This is a genomic window from Shinella sp. G-2, assembly GCF_050172695.1.
GTDB lineage: Bacteria > Pseudomonadota > Alphaproteobacteria > Rhizobiales > Rhizobiaceae > Shinella.
Window position 1 is genome coordinate 100,193 of the sequence record NZ_JBBEYH010000009.1, and the last position, 23,114, is coordinate 123,306.

General features: G+C 63.5%; 23 protein-coding genes. 11 read left to right on the top strand and 12 right to left on the bottom strand.

Annotated elements, in window-relative coordinates:
* Positions 1-57: 57 nt before the first annotated feature.
* The 3 genes from V8U06_RS16230 to coaD form a co-directional block, all read right to left on the bottom strand.
* Positions 58-573, bottom strand: coding sequence for a peptidylprolyl isomerase (locus V8U06_RS16230; protein WP_226919145.1), 516 nt, complete (start codon positions 571-573; stop codon positions 58-60).
* An 83-nt stretch (positions 574-656) separates the two neighbouring features.
* Complete coding sequence (locus tag V8U06_RS16235) at positions 657-1,223, bottom strand: peptidylprolyl isomerase (protein WP_226919144.1); 567 nt, start codon at positions 1,221-1,223, stop codon at positions 657-659.
* A 33-nt stretch (positions 1,224-1,256) separates the two neighbouring features.
* Positions 1,257-1,751 (bottom strand): pantetheine-phosphate adenylyltransferase, encoded by a 495-nt coding sequence (gene coaD, locus V8U06_RS16240; RefSeq protein ID WP_427141533.1) that lies wholly within the window; start codon positions 1,749-1,751, stop codon positions 1,257-1,259.
* Between the two features lie 249 nt (positions 1,752-2,000).
* On the opposite strand from coaD, the gene V8U06_RS16245 reads away from it, so the two are divergent.
* Both V8U06_RS16245 and V8U06_RS16250 read left to right on the top strand, forming a co-directional pair.
* The gene (locus V8U06_RS16245; protein ID WP_256463798.1) at positions 2,001-2,126 is read left to right on the top strand and encodes a hypothetical protein; all 126 of its coding nucleotides are present in this window, start codon (positions 2,001-2,003) and stop codon (positions 2,124-2,126) included.
* 11 nt (positions 2,127-2,137) lie between these two features.
* Positions 2,138-2,287, top strand: coding sequence for a hypothetical protein (locus tag V8U06_RS16250; RefSeq protein WP_226919142.1), 150 nt, complete (start codon positions 2,138-2,140; stop codon positions 2,285-2,287).
* Between the two features lie 149 nt (positions 2,288-2,436).
* On the opposite strand, the gene gyrA is transcribed toward V8U06_RS16250, so the two are convergent.
* Complete coding sequence (gene gyrA / locus V8U06_RS16255; RefSeq protein ID WP_427141534.1) at positions 2,437-5,214, bottom strand: DNA gyrase subunit A; 2,778 nt, start codon at positions 5,212-5,214, stop codon at positions 2,437-2,439.
* Between the two features lie 248 nt (positions 5,215-5,462).
* Between gyrA and V8U06_RS16260 the strand changes: the two genes are divergently transcribed.
* Entirely contained in the window at positions 5,463-6,092 is a 630-nt protein-coding gene (locus tag V8U06_RS16260; protein WP_226919140.1) for a MarC family protein, read from the top strand.
* A gap of 28 nt (positions 6,093-6,120) precedes the next feature.
* Here the strand turns inward: V8U06_RS16260 and V8U06_RS16265 are convergent, their stop codons facing one another.
* From V8U06_RS16265 to V8U06_RS16275, 3 genes are all read right to left on the bottom strand, one after another.
* Positions 6,121-6,684 (bottom strand): GNAT family N-acetyltransferase, encoded by a 564-nt coding sequence (locus V8U06_RS16265; protein WP_427141535.1) that lies wholly within the window; start codon positions 6,682-6,684, stop codon positions 6,121-6,123.
* A gap of 63 nt (positions 6,685-6,747) precedes the next feature.
* Complete coding sequence (locus tag V8U06_RS16270) at positions 6,748-7,173, bottom strand: cupin domain-containing protein (RefSeq protein WP_226919138.1); 426 nt, start codon at positions 7,171-7,173, stop codon at positions 6,748-6,750.
* Positions 7,174-7,272: 99 nt separating this feature from the next.
* Positions 7,273-7,818, bottom strand: coding sequence for a single-stranded DNA-binding protein (locus tag V8U06_RS16275; protein ID WP_427141536.1), 546 nt, complete (start codon positions 7,816-7,818; stop codon positions 7,273-7,275).
* 289 nt (positions 7,819-8,107) lie between these two features.
* On the opposite strand from V8U06_RS16275, the gene uvrA reads away from it, so the two are divergent.
* The 3 genes from uvrA to V8U06_RS16290 all read left to right on the top strand — a co-directional run bounded on the left by uvrA (position 8,108) and on the right by V8U06_RS16290 (position 12,491).
* On the top strand, positions 8,108-11,026 hold the full coding sequence (gene uvrA, locus V8U06_RS16280) for an excinuclease ABC subunit UvrA (protein ID WP_427141537.1): 2,919 nt from the start codon (positions 8,108-8,110) through the stop codon (positions 11,024-11,026).
* Positions 11,027-11,076: 50 nt separating this feature from the next.
* On the top strand, positions 11,077-11,352 hold the full coding sequence (locus tag V8U06_RS16285; RefSeq protein WP_427141580.1) for a DUF4258 domain-containing protein: 276 nt from the start codon (positions 11,077-11,079) through the stop codon (positions 11,350-11,352).
* A 335-nt stretch (positions 11,353-11,687) separates the two neighbouring features.
* Positions 11,688-12,491: a DUF72 domain-containing protein gene (locus V8U06_RS16290; protein WP_427141538.1), complete on the top strand. Its 804-nt coding sequence runs from the start codon at positions 11,688-11,690 to the stop codon at positions 12,489-12,491.
* 15 nt (positions 12,492-12,506) lie between these two features.
* On the opposite strand, the gene V8U06_RS16295 is transcribed toward V8U06_RS16290, so the two are convergent.
* Both V8U06_RS16295 and V8U06_RS16300 read right to left on the bottom strand, forming a co-directional pair.
* Positions 12,507-12,938 carry a nuclear transport factor 2 family protein gene (locus V8U06_RS16295; protein ID WP_427141539.1) on the bottom strand — a complete coding sequence of 144 codons (432 nt, stop codon included), beginning with the start codon at positions 12,936-12,938 and terminating at the stop codon, positions 12,507-12,509.
* A gap of 11 nt (positions 12,939-12,949) precedes the next feature.
* A complete protein-coding gene (locus tag V8U06_RS16300; protein ID WP_427141540.1) occupies positions 12,950-14,431 on the bottom strand; it encodes an NAD(P)H-hydrate dehydratase in 1,482 nt (493 codons plus the stop codon).
* 364 nt (positions 14,432-14,795) lie between these two features.
* Between V8U06_RS16300 and V8U06_RS16305 the strand changes: the two genes are divergently transcribed.
* The gene (locus V8U06_RS16305) at positions 14,796-15,134 is read left to right on the top strand and encodes a P-II family nitrogen regulator (RefSeq protein WP_003515720.1); all 339 of its coding nucleotides are present in this window, start codon (positions 14,796-14,798) and stop codon (positions 15,132-15,134) included.
* A 58-nt stretch (positions 15,135-15,192) separates the two neighbouring features.
* The gene (gene glnA / locus V8U06_RS16310; RefSeq protein WP_427141541.1) at positions 15,193-16,602 is read left to right on the top strand and encodes a type I glutamate--ammonia ligase; all 1,410 of its coding nucleotides are present in this window, start codon (positions 15,193-15,195) and stop codon (positions 16,600-16,602) included.
* A gap of 102 nt (positions 16,603-16,704) precedes the next feature.
* Here glnA and V8U06_RS16315 read toward each other — a convergent pair whose 3' ends face one another.
* Positions 16,705-17,742, bottom strand: a complete 1,038-nt coding sequence (locus V8U06_RS16315) for a TAXI family TRAP transporter solute-binding subunit (RefSeq protein WP_226919130.1) — start codon at positions 17,740-17,742, stop codon at positions 16,705-16,707.
* Between the two features lie 94 nt (positions 17,743-17,836).
* On the bottom strand, positions 17,837-18,889 hold the full coding sequence (locus V8U06_RS16320) for a hypothetical protein (protein WP_427141542.1): 1,053 nt from the start codon (positions 18,887-18,889) through the stop codon (positions 17,837-17,839).
* A 153-nt stretch (positions 18,890-19,042) separates the two neighbouring features.
* Here V8U06_RS16320 and hspQ point away from each other — a divergent pair, with 153 nt between their 5' ends.
* A complete protein-coding gene (gene hspQ, locus V8U06_RS16325) occupies positions 19,043-19,375 on the top strand; it encodes a heat shock protein HspQ (protein WP_226919128.1) in 333 nt (110 codons plus the stop codon).
* 106 nt (positions 19,376-19,481) lie between these two features.
* Here the strand turns inward: hspQ and V8U06_RS16330 are convergent, their stop codons facing one another.
* Entirely contained in the window at positions 19,482-20,108 is a 627-nt protein-coding gene (locus V8U06_RS16330) for an invasion associated locus B family protein (protein WP_226919127.1), read from the bottom strand.
* A gap of 304 nt (positions 20,109-20,412) precedes the next feature.
* Here V8U06_RS16330 and V8U06_RS16335 point away from each other — a divergent pair, with 304 nt between their 5' ends.
* Entirely contained in the window at positions 20,413-22,209 is a 1,797-nt protein-coding gene (locus V8U06_RS16335) for an extracellular solute-binding protein (RefSeq protein WP_427141581.1), read from the top strand.
* 171 nt (positions 22,210-22,380) lie between these two features.
* A complete protein-coding gene (locus V8U06_RS16340; protein ID WP_427141543.1) occupies positions 22,381-23,052 on the top strand; it encodes a DsbA family oxidoreductase in 672 nt (223 codons plus the stop codon).
* The last annotated feature ends 62 nt before the right edge of the window (positions 23,053-23,114 follow it).

A 23,114-nucleotide genomic window follows, 5' to 3' on the forward strand; every position in this document is an offset into this window, starting at 1 on the left:
GCACAAAGAAAAACCGCGCCCGCCGTGGCGAGCGCGGTCGAAATCGACGGCGTTCTATCAGGCCGCTACGTCGGCGGCAACCTTCATCGAGACGATGGTGTCGGGATCGCGCACCGGCTCGCCGCGCTTGATCTTGTCGATGTTTTCCATGCCTTCGATGACCTGACCCCAGACGGAGTACTGCTTGTTCAGCCACGGCGCGTCCGTGAAGCAGATGAAGAACTGCGAGTTGGCCGAGTTCGGCATCTGGCTGCGGGCCATGGAGCAGGTGCCGCGCACGTGGCTCATGTTGGAGAATTCGGCCTTAAGGTCCGGCTTTTCGGAGCCGCCCATGCCGGCGCGGGCCGGGTTGAAGTCCTTGCCGCCGGTCTTGCCGTACTGCACGTCGCCGGTCTGGGCCATGAAGTCTTCGATCACGCGGTGGAAGACGACGCCGTCATAGGCGCCTTCGCGTGCGAGTTCCTTGATGCGCGCGACATGTCCCGGCGCGAGATCCGGAAGAAGCTGGATCACCACCTTACCCTTGGTGGTTTCCATGATGATGGTGTTTTCCGGATCCTTGATCTCGGCCATGGTCTCTCTCCTTTAGAAGCCTGCCCCGCAGAAGTGGGTCGCGGTTTTGCGATTGCAACAGGCTGAAAATCAAAATGTGGGGCTTACTTGCCGACGGTGACCTTGATCATGCGGTCGGGGTCCGTGACCGAGCCGTTGTTGGCGTCGTCGCCGCGCTTGATCTTGTCGACATTCTCCATGCCGGAAACGACCTGGCCGACGACCGTGTACTGGCCGTTCAGGAAGTCGCCGGGGGCGAACATGATGAAGAACTGCGAATTGGCCGAGTTCGGGTCCTGCGCGCGGGCCATGCCGACCGTGCCGCGCTTGAACGGAATGTCGGAGAACTCCGCCGGAAGGTCAGGCTGGCTGGAACCGCCCGTGCCGGCGGCCCCGGCCTGGTAACCATCGGCCATGTCGCCATACTGCACGTCGCCGGTCTGGGCCATGAAGCCTTCGATCACGCGGTGGAACGCGACATTGTCGTATTCGCCGGCGGCGGCGAGCGCCTTGATGCGCTCGGCATGCTTCGGCGCCTTGTCGCTGAGCTCGATGACAACGGGACCGTCCTTGAGCTGGATCTTGATGAAGTCGGCGGCCTGGGCCACGACCGCACTGGTGGCGGTCGCAAGGAACAGGGCTCCTGCAAAGGCATGGCGGAGAATGGTCATGATAGCTCCCTTGAGGGGTTCAGGATGATGGGCTCAGCCCTTCTTGCGGGCTTTGAGGGCCGTGAAGACGGGCGCCGGAACGAAGGCACTGACATCGCCGCCCATGGCCGCGATCTGGCGGACCAATGTGGCGGTAATGGGCCGCGAGGCGACGCCGGCCGGCAGGAAGACGGTCTGCACGTCGGGCGCCATCTGGCGATTCATGCCGGCCATCTGCATTTCGTAGTCGAGGTCCGTGCCGTCGCGAAGACCGCGAATGAGCAGGGACGCGCCATGCGAACGCGCGGCGTCGACGACGAGATTGGCGAAGGAGACGACGCTGACATCCCCTGCCCGCTCCGGCAGCGCCTCGGCTATGGAAAGACGGATCAGCTCGGCGCGTTCTTCGAAGGAAAATAGCGGCGTCTTGCCCGGATGGATGCCGATGGCGACGATGACCCTGGGCGCGACGTTCAACGCCTGGACCAGCACGTCGATATGGCCGTTGGTGATCGGATCGAAAGAGCCAGGGTAAAAGGCAACTGTCATCGGCGGGGTCCCGTTTGCCGCCTTTTGTCACGGACCGTCCGTTTCCGCAAGGGCGCGGCCCGTCGCAGCCGGCACTGTCCCCTGTCAAGAACATGAACGGCGCATGAACCGGCCGTTCAAGACCATTTCAGGTGCAACCTGTTTAGATGACACCATCGAAGCCGGGAACAAAGTTCGCCCTCGTGCATTTTCCCGGCCAGACACAGTGAAACAAGTAATGCGTTTCCTTAGGCTGGAAGGAACACGAAAATGGCACTCGCTCTACTCTCGATGACCATGTTTATCGCACTCACCGTCGCGACCATCCATGCATTGCGCGAAGAGGAGCGGCCGCTGTCGCCCAAGATCGGCGCGCGCGGCAAGTGGCTTCGCTGAGCGGGATCAGTATGATGGCGAGCCTCGCGATCCTCTTTGCAGTTTTCATCAGCACCGTCTTCACGCTCGACTTCGCGCGCACCATTCTCGACCTCCAGCGAGACCGCGCCGAGCTCAAGGCCGCAAGGCTGAAAACGGAAGCAGGCGGCTTCGGCGTCTGAGAACGCCTCCCTGCGGCGCCTGGCGCCGGCAGCATGTATGCCGCCGAAAACGCGGGTAGTCCTCCCTCCAGGCTACCCGCGACAAATGAAAAGCCGGACGGTCGTTCCCTGCCCGTCCGGCTTTTTCGTGTCTTCAGCGAAGCGAGGATTTAGTCCTCGCTCGCCGTTCCCTCTGCGGCGTTGATATCGCCTTCGGCTTCCGTCGCCTCGCCATCGTCCTCGCCTTCCGGCTCGCTGATGCGTTCGACGGACACGACCTTCTCGTCCTTGGCGGTGGAGAAGATCGTCACGCCCTTCGTCGCGCGGCTGGCGATGCGGATGCCGTCGACCGGCACGCGGATCAGCTGGCCACCGTCGGAGACGAGCATGAGCTGGTCCTTGTCCTCGACCGGGAAGGCGGCGACGACTTCGCCGATCTCGCTGGTCTTGGACGTGTCGGTGGCGCGGATGCCCTTGCCGCCACGGCCCGAGGTGCGGAAGTCGTAGGAGGACGAGCGTTTGCCGAAGCCCTTCTGCGAGACCGTGAGCACGAACTGCTCCTGCGCCTTCAGCTCCTGATAGCGCTCTTCCGAGAGATCGCCGACCTCGCCGACCTCCTCGCCGACCAGCGCGATGTCTTCCTCGTCGACGCCGCTGGCGCGGCGTTCGGCGGCGGAGCGCTTCAGATAGGCGGCGCGCTCCCACGGCTCGGCCTCGACATGGCCGACGATGGTCATGGAAATGATGCGGTCGCCATTGCCCAGCGTGATGCCGCGCACGCCGACCGAGTTGCGGCCGGCGAAGACACGAACGTCATCGACCGGGAAGCGGATGCACTGGCCGAGCGCCGTCGTCAGCAGCACGTCGTCACGTTCCGTGCAGGTCTCGACGTTGAGGATCTCGTCGCCCTCTTCCTCGAGCTTCATCGCGATCTTGCCGTTGCGGTTGACCTGGACGAAGTCGGACAGCTTGTTGCGGCGAACCGTGCCGCGGGTCGTCGAGAACATGACGTCGAGGTTTTCCCACATCGTCTCGTCTTCGGGCAGCGGCATGATGGTCGTGATGCGTTCGCCGGGCTCCAGCGGCAGCATGTTGATCAGCGCCTTGCCCTTCGACTGCGGCGTGCCGATCGGCAGGCGCCAGACCTTCTCCTTGTAGACGATGCCACGCGAGGAGAAGAAGAGGACGGGCGTATGCGTGTTGGCGACGAAGAGACGGGTCGCGAAATCCTCGTCCTTCATGGCCATGCCGGAGCGGCCCTTGCCGCCGCGGCGCTGCGCGCGATAGGTCGCGAGCGGCACGCGCTTGACGTAGCCGGCATGCGAGACCGTCACCACCATGTCTTCGCGGGCGATCAGGTCCTCGTCGTCCATATCGGGACCGCCTTCGGCGATCTCGGTGCGGCGCGGCGTGCCGAACTCGTCCCTGATGGCGCCGAGCTCGTCCTTGACGATGGTCATGATGCGCAGGCGCGAGGACAGGATATCGAGGTAATCCTTGATCTCTTCGCCGATCTTGTTGAGCTCTTCGTCGATCTCGTCGCGGCCGAGGGCCGTGAGGCGGGCAAGACGCAGCTCGAGGATCGCGCGGGCCTGCTCTTCGGAAAGATTGTAGGTCAGGTCCTCGTTGATGCGATGGCGCGGGTCGTCGATGAGGCGGATCAGCCCCTCGACGTCCTTGGCCGGCCAGCGGCGCTCCATCAACTGCTCGCGCGCCGTCTGCGGATCGGGTGCGCGGCGGATGAGGTTGATCACCTCGTCGATGTTGGAGACGGCGATGGCGAGGCCCACCAAGACGTGGGCGCGGTCGCGCGCCTTGCGCAGCAGGTACTTGGTGCGGCGGCTGACGACTTCCTCGCGGAAGGACACGAAGGCGCGCAGCATGTCGAGCAGCGTCATCTGCTCCGGCTTGCCGCCGTTCAGTGCCACCATGTTGGCGCCGAAGGAGGTCTGCAGCGGCGTGTAGCGATAGAGCTGGTTGAGGATGACGTCCGCATTGGCGTCACGCTTCAATTCGACGACGACGCGGTAGCCGTCGCGGTCGGATTCGTCGCGCAGATCGGAAATGCCCTCGATGCGCTTGTCGCGCACGAGTTCCGCCATCTTCTCGATCATCGAGGCCTTGTTCACCTGGAACGGGATCTCGGTGATGATGATCTGCTCACGGTCGCCGCGCATCGGTTCGATGGTGGCGCGTCCGCGCATGACGATGGAGCCGCGGCCGGTCTCATAGGCCTGGCGGATGCCGGCGCGGCCGAGGATCAGGGCGCCGGTCGGGAAGTCCGGGCCCGGGATGATCTGCATGAGGTCGAGCAGGTCGATCGCCGGATTGTCGATCAGCGCGATGCAGCCGTTGATGACTTCCGAGAGGTTGTGCGGCGGAATGTTCGTCGCCATGCCGACGGCGATGCCGCCGGCGCCGTTGACGAGCAGGTTCGGGAACTTCGCCGGCACCACGACCGGCTCGCTCATCGTGCCGTCGTAGTTGTCGCGGAAATTGACCGTTTCCTTGTCGAGGTCGTCGAGCAGGGAATGGGCGGCCTTTTCCAGGCGGCATTCCGTGTAGCGCTGGGCCGCCGGCGGGTCGCCGTCGACCGAGCCGAAATTGCCCTGACCGTCGATCAGCGGCAGGCGGAGCGACCAGTCCTGCGCCATGCGGGCCAGGGCGTCGTAGATCGCCGAGTCGCCGTGCGGATGGTATTTACCCATCACGTCACCGGTCACGCGGGCCGACTTCACATATTTCTTGTTCCAGTCGACACCCATCTCGCTCATCGAGTAGAGGATGCGCCGGTGCACCGGCTTCAGACCGTCGCGCACATCGGGCAGCGCGCGGGAAACGATCACGCTCATGGCGTAATCGAGATAGGACCGCTGCATTTCCTCGATGATGGAAATCGGCTCAATGCCGGGAGGGTTCTTGCCGCCGGGTGTCGATTGTTCTGTCAATTTCGGTCACGATCGTTGTTCAGAATCAGATGTAATTTTATAGCCTACCGAGGCTGGAAGCGCCAATTTCGCAAGGGTTTTGAACAGGCTTTTCCCACCCTTTTCCAAGTAAAATCCGCGAATTTGCGCATTTTCATGGCCGGATCGGTCCGCGTTTTCACGCACCCTTCCCTTCCGCGCCGCCCTCGCCTAACAATGCGGCAACAAGGCCGCCGGAACGGCCGCTCAATGGCGAGGGGAACGCCCGAATGCTCAACATCGATCTCGTGGTCAATGCGATCACGACGCTGCTCGTGACCATCGATCCGCCGGGCCTTGCGCCGATCTTCCTCGGCCTCACGGTCGGCATGACGCGGCCGCAGCGCAAGCAGGTGGCCTTGCGCGGCTGCATCATCGCCTTCTGCATCCTCGCCGTCTTTGCGCTGACGGGCGCGGGCGTGCTCTCGCTGCTCGGCATCTCCATCGGCGCCTTCCGCATCGCCGGCGGCCTCCTGCTGTTCTGGATCGCCTTCGAGATGATCTTCGAGCGGCGCAACGAGCGCAAGGAAAAGACCAGCGAAGTGGCGATCACCCGTGACCACATCCACAACATCGCCGTCTTCCCGCTCGCCCTGCCGCTGATCGCCGGCCCCGGCGCGATTTCAGCGACGATCCTGCTGTCGGGCTCCTTCCCCTCCGCCCTCGAACGCGGCGCGCTGATCGGCGTGCTGGCGCTCTGCATCGCCATCCTCTTCCTGTCGCTCGTCATCGCCGAGCGCATCGACCGCTTCCTCGGCAATACCGGCCGCGCCATCCTGACCCGCCTGCTCGGCGTGATCCTTGCGGCGCTGGCGGTCCAGTTCGTGGTGGACGGGGTGAAATCGGCCTTCGGGATCTGACGGTCCCGCATTCAGGGTTGCTGCGGACTCAGCCCCGCCGCGCCCGCCATTCGCGGGCAAGCACGGCATAGATGTACTCGTCGCCCCAGGTGCCGTCGAAGCGGTCGTTTTCGACCAGATGGGCCTCGCGGCGCAGCCCGAGCCGTTCGACGACACCGACCGAACCCCGGTTCAGCGCGTCGAGCCGCGCGAAGATGCGATGGAAGCCGAAGGCGGAAAAGCCGATGTCGATCATCGTAGCGACGGCCTCCGTGGCATAGCCCCTGCCGCCCTGTTCCGGGTCGAAGACATAACCGACCTCGGCCTGCAGTGCCGCCCGGCTCTCCAGTTTCAGCAGCACTTCGCCGAGCAGCCGGTCGTCGTCCCGACGCGCGACGGCGAGCTTGAGAATGTCGCCATCCTCGGCAAAGGGCGCCGTCCGCGCCTTGTCGAATTTCTGGCGCAAGGCCGCGCCCTGCGGCGGGGCGGCATAGAGATAGCGATAGACATCCTTCCGGCTGTGATAGGCGGCGAAGAGGGGAAAGTCGCTGTCGGAGAAACGGCGCAGAACAAGGCGGTCCGTCGTGACGGGCAGTGTCGGATCCTGATGCATGGCCGTTGATCTAGGAAGGTAGGACACGCTTTGCAAGCACAGGCCCGGTCGCTGGCGGTGCGGTCAGGGATGATCGGCAAACCATTGCACGATGGCCGGCATGTTCTCCTCGAAACCACCGGGCAGGAAAACGTTGAGCAGACCGACGCGCTCGTCCGTGCGGTTCTCGAAATCGTGCATCACCGTGGGCGGAATGCGCACGAAGCTGCCGGCCGGCGCCTCGAGCCAGTCCGCGCCGGCAAGAATGCTGGCGACGCCTGAAAGCACATAGAAAAGTTCGGTATTGCCGTCGTGGGAATGGGCGCCCGGCCCGCTCGTGCGGGGCTCCAGCCACCATTCGGAAACGCTGTAGGCCTCGCCAGTCTCGCCGTGGTCGGCCTTGAAGATCGCCTGCATGCGACCAAGCGGATAATTCCGCCCCTCGCCCGGCCGCAGGAACAACACATCTGCGGCCGTCTTTTCGCCTGTCGTTTTCGCTTCACCTGCCATGACACGCCTCTATCCGCATTGCTGCTCCGTCGAAAGCGCCAAGGCAGAGGCCGGCGCATCCGCCGGCCCGACCAGTCCATTCCAGAACGGGTTGTCTTCTCAGAACGGGATGTCGTCGTCCATGTCGCGGGAGAGCGAACCACCGCCGCCGCCGCCCGAACGGCTGCCGCCACCGCTGCTGCCGCCGCCCGAAGACGGACGCGAGCCGTAGTCGTCGTAGCTCGGTGCGCCGCCGCCGTAATTGCTGCTGCCGCCGAAGTCGCCGCCGCCGCGGCGCTCGCCGCCGCCTTCACCGCGACCGTCGAGCATGGTCAGCGTCGAGTTGAAGCCCTGCAGCACGACTTCCGTCGTATAGCGGTCGTTGCCCGTCTGGTCCTGCCACTTGCGGGTCTGCAGCGCGCCTTCGATATAGAGCTTGGCGCCCTTCTTCACATACTGCTCGATGACCTTGCAGAGCGGCTCGCTGAAGACGACGACATTGTGCCATTCCGTCTTTTCGCGGCGCTCGCCGCTGTTGCGGTCCCGCCAGGTTTCGGACGTCGCGATGCGCAGGTTGGCGATCGGCCGACCGTCCTGCGTCCGCCGGATTTCCGGGTCCGCCCCGACATTGCCGATCAAGATCACCTTGTTGACGCTTCCAGCCATACCCGTACTTCCCGTTGTCGCGCCGGACGAAGGCGCCCGACATCATTTCACTACACGAATGCGTCATCTTATCGGCTGACGACCGCCGACGCCGCCCCGTGCAAGTGGTAATCCACAGATCAATTGTAAATTTTCGTTCTTTTTTTGTTCTAATAATTCCCTACACTCTTGTCAACCGAATCGGAAACAGGCACGGAATCTTCCCATCGCGCATGGACAGGCTCCACCTAATCCCTACATAGGGGCCGATCCCACTTGCAATGCGCAACGATTTCTGACGCTGGACACCATGAGCGAACTCAAGACCATTTCCATTCGCGGCGCGCGCGAACACAATCTCAAGGGCATCGACCTCGACCTGCCCCGCAACAAGCTGATCGTCATGACCGGGCTTTCCGGATCGGGCAAGTCGTCGCTTGCCTTCGACACGATCTATGCCGAGGGCCAGCGCCGCTATGTCGAGAGCCTGTCGGCCTATGCCCGCCAGTTCCTCGAAATGATGCAGAAGCCGGACGTCGACCAGATCGACGGCCTGTCGCCGGCCATTTCCATCGAGCAGAAGACGACCTCGAAGAACCCGCGTTCGACCGTCGGCACGGTCACCGAGATCTACGACTACATGCGCCTGCTCTTCGCGCGCGTCGGCGTGCCCTATTCGCCGGCGACGGGCCTGCCCATCGAAAGCCAGACCGTCAGCCAGATGGTCGACCGCGTGCTGGATTTCGGCGAAGGCACCCGTCTCTATATCCTCGCGCCCGTCGTGCGCGGCCGCAAGGGGGAGTACAAGAAGGAACTCGCCGAGCTGATGAAGAAGGGCTTCCAGCGCGTCAAGGTCGACGGCCAGTTCTACGAGATCGCCGACGTTCCGGCGCTCGACAAGAAATACAAGCACGACATCGACGTGGTGGTCGACCGCGTCGTCGTGCGCGCCGACCTTGCCTCGCGCCTCGCCGACAGCATCGAGACCTGCCTGAAGCTCGCCGATGGCCTCGCCATCGCGGAATTCGCCGACAAGCCGCTGCCGATCGAGGAAACCGCCGCCGGCGGCTCGGCCAACAAGTCGCTGAACGAGACGCACGAGCGCGTGATGTTCTCGGAAAAATTCGCCTGCCCGGTTTCCGGTTTCACCATTCCGGAAATCGAGCCGCGGCTGTTCTCGTTCAACAACCCCTTCGGCGCCTGCCCGACCTGCGACGGCCTCGGCAGCCAGCAGAAGATCGACCCTGATCTCATCGTGCCGGAAAACGAGCGCACGCTGCGCGACGGCGCCATCGCGCCCTGGGCCAAATCCTCGTCGCCCTACTACACCCAGACGCTGGAAGCACTGGGCGCCGCCTATGGCTTCAAGCTCTCCAACCGCTGGTCGGAACTGTCGGCGGAGGCGCAGAAGGCGATCCTGCATGGCACGGACGAGAAGATCGAGTTCAACTACAAGGACGGCGCGCGCTCCTACAAGACGGTGAAGACCTTCGAGGGCATCGTGCCGAACCTCGAGCGCCGCTGGAAGGAAACGGACTCGGCCTGGTCGCGCGAGGAAATCGAGCGCTACATGTCCGCCGCGCCCTGCCCGGCCTGCGCCGGCTACCGCCTGAAGCCCGAGGCGCTGGCGGTGAAGATCAACAAGCTGCATATCGGCGAGGCGACGGCCATGTCGATCCGCGTCGCGCGCGACTGGTTCGAGGCGCTGCCGGAGCATTTCAACAGCAAGCAGAACGAGATCGCCGTCCGCATCCTGAAGGAGATCCGCGAGCGCCTGCGCTTCCTCAACGACGTCGGCCTCGAATATCTCTCGCTCTCGCGCAATTCCGGCACGCTGTCGGGCGGCGAAAGCCAGCGCATCCGCCTCGCCTCGCAGATCGGCTCGGGCTTGACGGGCGTGCTCTACGTGCTGGACGAGCCCTCCATCGGCCTGCACCAGCGCGACAATGCGCGCCTGCTCGACACGCTCCGGCACCTGCGCGACATCGGCAACACGGTCATCGTCGTCGAGCATGACGAGGACGCCATCCTGACGGCGGACTATGTGGTCGATATCGGCCCCGCCGCCGGCATCCATGGCGGCGAGGTCATCGCCCAGGGGTCGCCCGAGGAGGTCATCGCCAATCCGGCCTCGCTGACGGGCAAGTATCTTTCGGGCGAACTCGCGGTCGCCGTGCCCGGCGAGCGCCGCAAGCCGAAGAAGAAAAAGGAAATCAAGGTCGTCGGCGCCAAGGCCAACAACCTGAAGAACGTCACCGCCTCCATTCCGCTCGGCGTCTTCACGGCCGTGACGGGCGTGTCCGGCGGCGGCAAGTCGACCTTCCTGATCGAGACGCTCTACAAGTCCGCCGCCCGCCGCATCATGGGCGCGCGCGAAATCCCGGCCGAACACGAGCGCATCGACGGCTTCGAATATATCGACAAGGTCATCGACATCGACCAGTCGCCGATCGGTCGCACGCCGCGCTCCAACCCGGCGACCTATACCGGCGCCTTCACGCCGATCCGCGACTGGTTCGCGGGCCTTCCCGAAGCGAAGGCGCGCGGCTACCAGCCGGGCCGCTTCTCCTTCAACGTCAAGGGCGGACGCTGCGAGGCCTGCCAGGGCGACGGCGTCATCAAGATCGAAATGCACTTCCTGCCCGATGTCTACGTCACCTGCGACGTCTGCCACGGCAAGCGCTACAACCGCGAAACGCTCGACGTCACCTTCAAGGGCAAGTCGATCGCCGACGTCCTGGACATGACCGTCGAGGAAGGCGTCGACTTCTTCGCCGCCGTTCCGGCCGTGCGCGACAAGCTGGTGACGCTGAACCAGGTCGGTCTCGGCTATATCAAGGTCGGCCAGCAGGCGAACACGCTGTCGGGCGGCGAGGCGCAGCGCGTCAAGCTTGCCAAGGAGCTGTCGAAGCGCTCCACCGGCCGCACGCTCTACATCCTCGACGAGCCGACGACCGGCCTTCACTTCCACGACGTCGCAAAGCTTCTCGAAGTGCTGCACGAACTGGTCAACCAGGGCAATTCGGTGGTCGTCATCGAGCACAATCTCGAGGTCATCAAGACGGCCGACTGGATCATCGACTTCGGCCCCGAGGGCGGCGATGGCGGCGGCGAAGTGATCGCCGAGGGCACGCCCGAGGACGTCGTCAAGGTCGAACGCTCCTATACCGGCCAGTTCCTCAAGGAGCTGCTGGAACGGCGGCCGATGAAGCGCGTGGCGGCGGAATAAATGTGAGCAATACGTTTCGGGACGTCGTCTATCTAGTTGCGGTCGGTAAGGTGCGCGTTTCGCTCCATGCTGTACAGGAATTGATAAACGACGGTCTTTTGATTGAGCCCTTGGTCACTAATCTATCGAAGGCGACGCTCGTGGAGGATTATCCAGACTATCACAAAGGTCCTGCTATCCTTGTGCTTCAAAGAGACGAGACTGGCGAACCGGTGCACTTGGTTTGGGGAATACCCGCGGGTGAAAAGGAACCGGCCGTTTTGGTAACGGCCTATAGACCCGATCTCAGAAAGTGGGATCCTTCGTTCACGAAGAGGCGGATATGACAAGAACAACAGTTCAGTTCATCCGTGAGGGTGACCGCTTGGCCGAAGTTGAAATTCAGCTTGAGGATGCTGATGTTCACTGGGGGCCGACCTTGAACATGGAGCAGGTTCGTAGGCTCGATCGCGTTCGCCAGGCGTTACGCATCGGTGACGTGGCGACTGCTTCGCACGATGCTAAAATCTATCGGCTTCAAGCCGAAGAATTCGACATGGAAGCCTCAGCAGTTCACGGGTTTGGAGAAGGGGCGACACCCTATTCCTTGCCCCCGCAGGTCCGGAATGACGGACGGTCGGCTACGGTCGACGCAATTATTGCGAAAATGGAGGATCATGCAGTGAGCACATCGGGCACCATCAGAACCGGCATCGGCGGCTGGACCTTCGATCCGTGGGAAGGCACCTTCTATCCCGAGAAGCTGCCGAAGAAGCGCCAGCTCGAATTCGCCAGCCGCGAGCTTACGGCCATCGAGGTCAACGGCACCTATTACGGGTCGCAGAAGCCCGAGACCTTCGCCAAATGGGCCTCCGAAGTGCCTGACGGTTTCATCTTCTCCCTGAAGGCCAGCCGCTTCACGACGAACCGCAAGGTGCTCGCCGATGGCGGGGAATCCGTCGAGAAGTTCCTGACGCAGGGCCTCACCGAACTCGGCGCGCATCTCGGCCCGATCCTCTGGCAGTTTCCGCCGACGAAGAAATTCGAGCCCGACGATTTCGAGGGCTTCCTGAAGCTGCTGCCGGAAAAGCTCGATGGCCTGTCGCTGAAACACGCACTCGAAGTGCGCAACGACACCTTCATGACACCGGAATTCGCCGCCCTCGCCCGCAAATACAATGCCGCCATCGTCTATGCGCAGCACGAGGACTATCCGGAGATTGCCGACGTGACGGCGGACTTCGTCTATGCCCGCCTGCAGAAGGGCTCGGACGACATCAAGACCTGCTATCCGGAAAAGGCGCTCGACGAATGGGCGGCGCGTCTGAAGGATTGGGCCGGCGGCGGCGAGCCCTCGGATCTGCCGAAGATCGACCCCGACACCAGGCCGGCGAAAAAGCCCCGCGATGTCTTCGCCTTCTTCATCACCTCGGGCAAGGTGAATGCGCCGAACGGCGCGCGGGCGCTTCAGACGCGCGTGGGATGAGAAGGAGCGTCGGCGTCAGATGACGCCATGCGCCTTCAGCAGCGCCTGCTCGTCGCCGGAGACCCAGCCAAACACCTTTGGCTGGCCGTCCAGCATCTGGACAAGGTAGTGAACGTCGAAATCGATGGCGATATCCGGCTGGTCCGCACGCGTGTAGAGCGCGGTCCATGCGACATGCGCCAGGCAATGGCGGTCGTCTATCGGAGAAAGGCGGATATCGCGGATGCGCATTTCCTTTGTCCCGATGTCCCGGTAACGCGCATAGCCTTCAGTCATGGCCTCTCTGAAATGCCCGTCGTTCTTCCCGGCCGCCACGCCGGCGGGCGAGGCCGCAATGAAGTCCGTCGCATAGAGGGCCGCGACGTCCTCCATGTCAGCGTCTCCACCGAGCGACTGGTTGAAAAGCCTCTCATACCGCTCGAAGAAGGCCCTGACGCTGCTTTCCATCGACGAACCTCCTATGGCCATGGCGGGATCGCCTCCGGCAGATCTTCCGCAATCAACCCTTCGCCCGCTTTGTGGCCCGCCGCGCCGTGGCGCCATACGGCGCTAGCGGCCGCTTCGAAGGCGGGCATGCCCTGGGCAAGATGCGCGCCGACGATGCCGGCGAGCACATCGCCGGAGCCGGCTGTCGCAAGCCAGGGCGGCGCGTTTTCGTTGACGAGCGCGCGCCCGTCCGGCGCGGCGATAACCGTATCCGCCCCTTTGAGAACAAGCACGGCATTGCTGCGCGCGGCCGCACGTTGCGCACGCTCGATTTTCGAGAGGCTCCTGTCGGCGGCAAGATCGGGGAACAGCCGGGCGAATTCCCCGTCATGGGGCGTCAGCACCAGGCGTGGATTTCCACCGGCAAAGAGGGCGAAAAGGTCGTCCGGCGCGTCGCGGAAGGCGCTGATGCCATCGGCATCGAGCACGAGGCTGCGGCCGCTTTCGGCGAGCTGGCGGACATAGCGGCGCGCCTTGCCGGCATCGCCGAAGCCAGGGCCGAGCACGAAGGTTTTCAGCCGTGCGTCTTCGATGAGGGCGGCAAGATCCGCTTCGCTATCGAGGGATTTCAGCATCACGCCGGTAAGATGCGCCGCGTTGGCGGAAAGGGCCTCGCCGGGCGACAGCAACGTGACGAGCCCTGCCCCCGCATGCAGGCCTGCCAGGGCGGAGAGCCGGGCCGCGCCGGTGGCCGTCGCCGGGCCGGAAAAGACGGCAAGATGGCCGCGCACATATTTGTGCGTCACCCCCGTCTGCACCGGCAGCGCCAGGCGCCAGACCGCCGGACGGTTGATCCGCATGTGGCCGGCATGGCGCGCGAGGATGCGCGCGGGAATGCCGATATCGAAAACCTCCACCGTCCCTGCCATCGCCCGTCCCGGCAGGAGCAGATGACCGGGCTTGCGGCACTGGAAGGTGACCGTCGCCACCGCCTCGAAGGCCGCGCCGCGCACCTGCCCCGTGCGCCCGTCGATGCCGGACGGCAGATCGACCGCAAGGACGGGCAGGACAGTCTGGCCGACGGCCGCGATGAGCCGCGCCACCGTCTCCGGCACGTCGCGCGACAGGCCCGCACCAAACAGCGCGTCGACAACGACATCGCCGGCTCGCGGAACATAATCGGCCAGCGGTCTCGTTGCGCCCGCAAAGGCGGCGAAGGCCGTCGCGGCGTCGCCCGTCAAGGCCGCGGCATCGCCGAGCGTGTAGACGGCAATATCGGCGCCGGCCTCCTGCAGGGCACGGGCAGCGACATAGCCATCGCCGCCATTGTTGCCGGGGCCGCAGAGCACGGCAAAGCGCAGCGCGCCGGGAAAAAGGCGAAGCGCCGCGGCGGCAACCGCGTGCCCGGCCCGCTCCATCAGCCCGTAGCTCGAAAGGCCCGATGCGGCGGCGGCGCGGTCAATGCGGCCCATGTCCTCGGGCGTAGCGATCAGCGTATCGATCTCGTGGTGCATGCCGCCAGCATGACCGTAAAGCGGTGGCCGAGGCAAGCCCGGAGGCCCATCCAGTCTCAAGCCTGTTTTTTATGCATATGCCCATTCGATATGCTCAAATTTGCAGCTTTCGACGCCACCCCTGCGCGCGACGGCGCAGGCATGCGGCGCGTGACGGAAAAAGAGATAATTTTTAGGCAGTTGCCTCTAGCCCTTTTGTCCGGAAAGCCGCATCATCGCCGCCGTGAGGACGAGCGGGATCGTGCGGCAAGCGGATTTATTCCATCTGGCACGCATTCTGCTTTCAAGTTGGCATGCCACGTGCATTAAAGTTCCCAGCGGGCGCAGTTCCGCGCAAACGGGAGAAGCGGAGAGACATTTTCTCATGAAAAAGATCGAAGCGATCATCAAGCCTTTCAAACTCGATGAGGTGAAGGAGGCTCTTCAGGAAGTCGGCCTGCAGGGTATCACCGTCACCGAGGCGAAGGGCTTTGGACGCCAGAAGGGGCACACGGAGCTTTACCGTGGCGCCGAATACGTCGTCGACTTCCTGCCCAAGGTGAAGGTCGAGGTCGTTCTGGCGGACGAGAACGCGGAAGCCGTGATCGAGGCGATCCGCAACGCGGCCCAGACCGGCCGCATCGGCGATGGCAAGATCTTTGTCTCCAACGTCGAGGAAGTCATCCGCATCCGCACCGGTGAAACCGGCGTCGACGCCATCTAATCCCGCCCGGCCGTCCGGCCGAGGCTCTACTCGTCATTTCACACAGGGACCAATACACATGACGACTGCCAACGAAATCCTCAAGCAGATCAAGGAAAACGACGTCAAGTTCGTCGACTTGCGCTTTACCGACCCGCGCGGCAAGCTGCATCACGTCACGATGGATGTCGGTTGCGTCGACGAAGACATGTTTGCCGACGGCGTCATGTTCGACGGCTCCTCGATCGGCGGCTGGAAGGCCATCAACGAGTCCGACATGGTCCTGATGCCCGATCCGGCGACGGTGCACATCGATCCGTTCTTCGCCCAGTCGACCCTCGTCGTCATGTGCGACATCCTCGAGCCGGTCTCGGGCGAAGCCTACAATCGCGACCCGCGCGGAACGGCCAAGAAGGCAGAAGCCTATCTCAAGGCCTCGGGTATCGGCGACACCGTCTATGCCGGCCCGGAGCCGGAATTCTTCGTCTTCGACGACGTCAAGTACAAGGCCGACCCGTACAATACGGGCTTCAAGCTGGATTCGTCCGAACTGCCGTCCAACGACGACACCGATTATGAAACCGGCAACCTCGGCCATCGTCCGCGCGTCAAGGGCGGCTATTTCCCGGTCCCGCCGGTCGATTCGTGCCAGGACATGCGTTCGGAAATGCTCACGGTGCTCACCGAGATGGGCGTCACCGTCGAAAAGCAGCACCACGAAGTGGCTGCCGCCCAGCACGAGCTCGGCGTCAAGTTCGACACGCTCGTGCGCAGCGCCGACAAGGTGCAGATCTACAAATACGTCGTGCACCAGGTCGCCAATGCCTACGGCAAGACGGCCACCTTCATGCCGAAGCCGATCTTCGGCGACAACGGCTCGGGCATGCACGTTCACCTGTCGATCTGGAAGGATTCGAAGCCCCAGTTCGCCGGCGACGAATATGCCGGCCTGTCGGAAAGCTGCCTCTACTTCATCGGCGGCATCATCAAGCATGCCAAGTCGATCAACGCCTTCACCAACCCGACGACGAACTCCTACAAGCGTCTCGTCCCGGGTTATGAAGCGCCGGTCCTGCTCGCCTACTCGGCCCGCAACCGCTCCGCCTCCTGCCGCATTCCGTTCGGCACGGGTCCGAAGTCCAAGCGCGTCGAAATCCGCTTCCCCGACCCGCTCGGCAACCCCTATCTCGGCTTCGCCGCCATGCTGATGGCCGGCCTCGACGGCATCAAGAACAAGATCCATCCCGGCAAGGCCATGGACAAGGATCTCTACGACCTGCCGCCGAAGGAACTGAAGAAGATCCCGACGGTCTGCGGCTCGCTGCGCGAAGCGCTGGAGAACCTCGACAAGGACCGCAAGTACCTGACGGCCGGCGGCGTGTTCGACGACGACCAGATCGATTCCTACATCGAGCTGAAGATGGCGGAAGTCATGCGCTTCGAAATGACGCCGCACCCGGTCGAGTTCGACATGTACTACTCGGCCTGATCGGCCGGTTTCCTCCCGCCTTCGGGCGGGAGGGTCCAGAAGACGAAAAACCCGGCCACTGGCCGGGTTTTTTATTGTCTGAACGGTTTGGCGCAGCTCGCGCTACTGCTGAAGCCGCTGCTTCAGCAGGTTCAGGTATTCCTCGTTGGAATCGTCGGCATTCGCCCCGGACGCGGCGCCCGCCGCCGGCTTGCAGCTTGGCTTGTAGTCCAGCGCCATGCCGGCCTTGACGCAGACGCCGACCTGCCAGCCGGGCGGCAAGGCCGTGAGGTCGACGGTCTTCCATTTGGGGTGGCCGGTGGTCTTCAACTTGTCGAGCCCACCGATGATGAGGTTCGAAAAATCCGCCACCGTCTTGCAGCTGTCGCGATGATAGGCGTTGCGCTTGGTATCGTAGTCATAGGTCATCATCACGGCCTTCACCGCGATGAGATCCACCGGCTGGTCCTGGAAGGAATAGGTGCCGGCGTCGATGCGCGAGGGCGTATAGGTCGCCAGAAGCGGCGCCTCGGTGATCGGCACCAGGTGGAATTTCGCCTTGTCGATGCTGTTGCCGGTAAAGAGCGCGGCCGGCGCGCCGGCAACGTAGAAGAAGGCGTCGATCTCGCCGGACAGCAGCTTCGGCAGCGCCTCGTCCGGGTTGATGTCCATGCGCTCGCCGGCCTTCACCTGCAGGATGTCCATGATGAGCGTCGCGGTGAGGAAGGTGCCGCTGTCCTTCTTGCCGACGGCGATCTTCTTGCCGGCAAGGTCCTTCATGCTGGCGATGTCCTTGCGGGCCAGCACATGGATTTCCTCGTTGTAGAGCGGGAACATGATGCGCACGCCCTTCACGGCCTTCTGCACCTCCGGGTCGTTCGCCTCGAAGGTCTTCAGATATTCCAGCACGTCGCTCTGCACGATGCCGAACTGCGTGTTGCGCCGGTTGCGCACGCCGACGAAGTTTTCCAGCGAGCCGGCGCTTTCGACGACGTTCAGCTTCAGGCCGCAGTCGGCGCCGAGGGCGGCGATGTCGCGGCCGATCTTGATATAGGTGCCCTGCGGGCCGCCCGTCATGATGTTGCGCTCAAACCCTTCGGCCGATGCGCCGCCGGCCGAAAGCGCAAGGCCGAGTGCGGCCGCCAGAACAGATCGCTTCATCGAGGTCTCCTTCCCAAGGGCATTTCCGGCAAACGCTTGTCGTGTTGGCGTCCGGAAGTGCGAAAATAAAACCGGCGGCCGGACCGCGGTCAAATCAGCAATCGCTGTCGAGATCGCGCATCATGTTGCGAAGCGTCAGGACCGGCACGCGCTTGAAGACATTGCCAAGCGCATTGGTGACGCATTCGCCGGAAAGCAGCGTGCGTTCCAGCTGGTCGCGCTGCACGCTCGTCAGACGGTCGAGCCCGGGCGTATCGCGCATCGCCTCGGCCACCAGCGCGGCATTGCGCGGGCTGCGGCCTTCGGCGGGCCTGGCATTGTCGAGCGCCGGCTTGTCGCCGCCGTCCTCCTCCGGACGGCTCGGCTGCACGGCGCGCGCGGCTGTCTCCAGCGCGCCGATGCGTTTTGTAAGTGCCGCATTCCGGGCGTTGAGTTCGGAAATCGTCTGGTCCCTGCGCGCGATTTCCGCGCGCAGGGCCGGCACATCCTGCTTGCGCAGCGTGTCTGCGGCCGATTGCGCCTGCTTGAGCTGGGCGCGCAGATCTTCCGCTTCCGCGCCGAGACGTTCGGCCTCGGCACTGCGTGTGGTCTGCTGTTGGTTGCGGGTCTCTTCGAGCGTCTTTTTGAGCCGTGCGATCTCATCCATGCTGAGCGAGAGCTGCCGATCCCGGTCGCGCTTGGCGTCTTCGGCGCGTTTTTGCAGTGCCTCGGCATCGGCGACCCGTTGCCGCGCGAGCTCGAGGTCGTTCTTCAGCCCCGGCACGATCTCCTGCGTCAGCTTGGCATTCTCGGCGAGCGCGACCGTCGCCTCGGAGGTATCGGCAGCCTTGGACGTATCGGCGTTCTTGCCGAGGGTTTCCACCTGGCGCTTCAGCGCGCCGTTCTCCTCGCTCAGCGTCTGCGCCTTCTGCGTGCTTTCCTCGATCTGCGCGACGCGGGCATCGAGTTCCCTGGCAAGGTCGGCGATGCGCTGGTCGCGCTGCTCGATCTCGCCGGAGGGCGTTGCCCCGTCCATCATGCGGAAAGCGCCGTAGCCGCCGGCCGCCCCGAGCGCGAGGCTCACCACGGAGGCGAACAGGATGCCGCCGATACCGGAGCCGCCGCCCGCTGCCGATCCGTTGCCGCTCCTGCCCCACTGATTGTTCATGCTGTCAGACCCATCCAGACCTCTATCTTCGAGGTACGCCGAAACGCCTGGTGGCGCAAGCGCCGCTCCCCTCGTGTGAAGAACGGATGACGGATGGGAACTATTGATGTTTCAACGCAATTACCCAAATATAAGCGGAAAGGTAGGTACGCGATGAAGATGCGTGACGCAAAATTTGCCATCGGCGACGTGGTCCGCCACCGGATATTCCCCTTCCGCGGCGTGATCTTCGATGTCGACCCCGAATTCGCCAATACGGAAGAGTGGTGGAACGCCATTCCGGCCGAAATACGGCCCTCGAAGGATCAGCCCTTCTATCACCTCTTCGCGGAGAACGAGGACACGGAATACGTGGCCTATGTCTCTGAACAGAACCTCATTCCCGATGACAGCGGCCAGCCGATCCGCCATCCGCAGGTCCGGGCGCTGATGGACTCCGACCACGGCCATTATCGCTGGAAGGAACAGAGCGGCATCTTCCACTGATCGCCATCTTCCACTGGCCGCCATCTTTCACTGGCTTGTCAGACCTTGACGCAACAAAAAACCCGGCCGATGGCCGGGTTTTTCATGATTGCATGGGCGTTGCCGCTTACTGGCTCTTGGCTGCCTTCTGGGCGTCTTCGAGCTTCTTGCGGGCTTCCTCGGCCTTCTTCTGCATTTCTTCCTGCAGCAGGCGCTGGCGCTCTTCGAGCTGCGACTGTTCGATCGGCTCGCCGTCGAACACGCCGGTGAAGCCTTCGAGCGAGATCTTGATCGGGTTCGGTGCGCGCTGGAAGTTGATCGAGGTGAAGACCACCTCGCCGCCCTTCTTCAGGCTTGCGATCATCTGGTCGCTCAGCAGCACTTCGGCGACGCACTTGTCGGGCATGCAGATCGCGTAGTCGATCTTCTGACCCTTGCCGCCGTCGATCTGCATCTGGACGCCGGCCGGGATGAGACGCGCGCTCGGCACCGAAATCTGCATGATCTTGCGGTTCGTCTTGCCGGATACCGTGATGAGGCCAACGGCCGTGATGAGCTGGCCGCTATTGGCCGTCAGCAGGTTCTGCACGATGCAGACGTCGTTGTCTTCCTGCTTGGTGCAGACCTTGAACCAGCCCTTCGGCGGAGCGGCCTGCTGCTGTGCCAGCGAAGCCGACGGTGCGGCCGCCAGGGCGACGGTAGCAGCAAAGGCGGAAAGCACGGTCCGCTTGATGAGATTCGATGTGAAGATCATAACGAGTTCGGTCTCCTGAAAATCCGGTGCCGGAGCGACGCCGCCCCTCCTAAAGCCCCTCGCGGGCGTTGTGGTCAGCCGTGCGCTCTCCTGTCGGCGAATTGAGGCATTTGCATGACCCGCTTCGGCGTAACCTGTTACAATGGGCCGCGCCGGATATCCAGCCTTTCCTTGCGAAAATCCTGCGCGCCTTCTATTTCCGCCCCGCCACGGTACTGTCCCCATTCGGGCGGCTATAATGGACAAGAATCATTCCGGACCAGACTCCGGCCCAGACAAGGAGACACCCTTGCGCGCCTTCCCGATGGCCTTTGCCGTCTCACTGCTCGCCCTTTCCGCCCTGCCCGGGCGCGCCGCGCCGCTGCACGGCATCGCGATGCACGGCGAGCCGGCCCTGCCGCCGGATTACAAGCATTTCAGCTACGTCAATCCGGACGTGAAGAAGGGCGGGCGCATCGCTTATGGCGTCGTCGGAACCTTCGACAATCTCAATCCCTTCATCCTGAAGAGCATGCGCACGACGGCGCGCGGCGTCTGGGATCCGGAATTCGGCAATCTTGTCTACGAATCGATGATGCAGCGCTCGCGCGACGAGGCCTTCACCATGTATGGCCTGCTCGCCGAAACGGTGGAATGGGACGAGGACCGCACCTTCGTGCAGTTCAACCTCAATCCGAAAGCGCATTGGGCGGACGGCAAGCCGGTGACGCCCGAGGACGTGATCTTCACCTTCGAGCTTCTGCGCGACAAGGGCCGCACGCCCTTCAACCGGCGCCTGGAAGGCGTCGGCAAACTGGAAAAGCTGGGCGAACACAGCGTCCGCTTCACCTTCAACGACAAGGCGGACCGCGAACTGCCGCTGCTGCTCGCCCTCTCTCCGATCCTGCCGAAACACGCCATCGACGTCGAGACCTTCGACCGCACGTCGCTCGCCCCGCCGCTCGGCTCCGGTCCCTACAGGGTCAAGGAGGTCAAGCCCGGCGAGGAGATCGTCTATGTCCGTGACCCGGACTATTGGGGCAAGGACATTCCTTCCAAGATCGGCTTCGACAATTACGACGAGATCTCCGTCGAGTATTTCCTGCAGGAGAACACGCTGTTCGAGGCCTTCAAGAAGGGCGAGATCGACCTCTATCAGGAAGGCAATCCGACGAAATGGGCACGCGGCTACGATTTCCCAAATGCGCTGTCGGGCGCCGTCGTCAAGGATAGCATCGCGCCGAAGACACCCTCCGGCATGCTCGGCTTCGTCTTCAACACCCGCCGCCCGGTCTTCCAGAACCAGGACCTGCGCAAGGCGCTGACGCTGGTCTTCGATTTCGAATGGGTAAACCGCAGCCTCTTCGAGAACGCCTACAAGCGCACGGAAAGCTACTGGCAGAACTCCGACCTCAGTTCCATGGCCGCGCCGGCCGATGCGCGCGAACGCGAGATCGCCGGCCCGGCGCTGGCGCGGATCGAGCCGGATATCCTCGCCGGCACGCATCGCCTTCCCAGGACCGACGGTTCCGGCCGCGACCGCAAGGTGCTGCGCGAGGCGATGGATTACTTCGAGAAGGCCGGCTACGCCATCAAGGACGGCCGCATGGTGGATGCTGGCGGAAAGCCGCTCGTCTTCGAGATCATGACGCAGAATGCCGACCAGGAGAAACTGGCGCTCGCCTACCAGCGGTTCCTTGCCGCGCTCGGCGTGCGTGCCGGCATCCGGACGGTCGATGATTCGCAGTACCAGAGCCGCAGCCAGACCTTCGACTACGACATCATCATCAAGGCCTTCCCCTCCTCGCTCTCGCCGGGCATCGACCAGATCAGCTATTGGGGCTCGATTTCGCGCGAGCGGCAGGGCAGCTCGAACTTTGCGGGCGTTGCCGATCCCGATGTCGATCGCATCATCGACGCCATGCTGAGGGCGCGCACGGCGGAGGACTTCCGCTCGGCCGTGCGCCTGCACGACAGGATGCTGCTTTCCGGCTATTATGTCGTGCCGCTCTACCATCTCGGTCAGCAATGGGTGGCCCATTCCAAACATATCGCCCGGCCGGAGACGGTTCCGCTCTACGGATTCCAGTTTCCGACCTGGTGGGATGCGCGGGCGCAATGACAAGGGGCATCCCCAGAATTGGGGTTACATCGAGGTAACCTGTTGAAAGCGGCGGCGGGCCGGCCTATCTCGGCGGTAACTTCGAACTTGCCGCGCAATGTCCTGTAACGATTTTCATTTCAGGTGTTGCGCGAGCGCCGGCAGATGCCGGCAGCGTGAAAGGAAAACCGGATGGAAGCCATTTCGATCGATGTCGTCTCGGATGTCGTCTGCCCCTGGTGCTATCTCGGCCGCCAGCGCCTCGAACAGGCGATCGACAACGTGAAGGACGAACTCGCCGTCTCGGTGACGTTCCGACCCTACCAGCTCAATCCCGACATGCCCGCCGAAGGCGTCGACCACAAGAAGCACCTTGCCGAAAAGCTCGGCGGCGCCGAGGCCGTCAACCGCGCCCACGACACCTTGACCGGTCTCGGCCAGCAGGACGGCATCGCCTTCGATTTCCCGGCGGTGAAGATCAGCCCGAACACGCTCGATGCCCATCGTCTGCTGCGCTGGGCGATGATCGAGGGGCCGCAGGTGCAGAGCCGCGTCGCGCTCGCCCTCTTCAAGGCCTATTTCGAGGAAGGCCGCAATGTCGGCGACCGCGCCGTTCTGCTCGACGTCGCCGAAACCGCCGGTATGGACCGGGCGGTCGTCAGCGCGCTGTTTTCCGCCGGCGCCGATGTCGATTCGGTCAAGGAAGAGATCGGCATGGCCCGCGACATGGGCGTTACCGGCGTTCCCTGCTTCATCATCGACAACAAATACGCGGTGATGGGGGCGCAGTCGGTGGATGTGCTGACCAATGCCTTCCGCGAGATCGCGGCGATGAAGGCGCAGGAGCGCATCGGAAAGAACTGAGCCTTGAACGGCAGCCGTTCATCCGGCTGCCGCCTCCTTCTCCGGGCGGGAGAAGGACGACA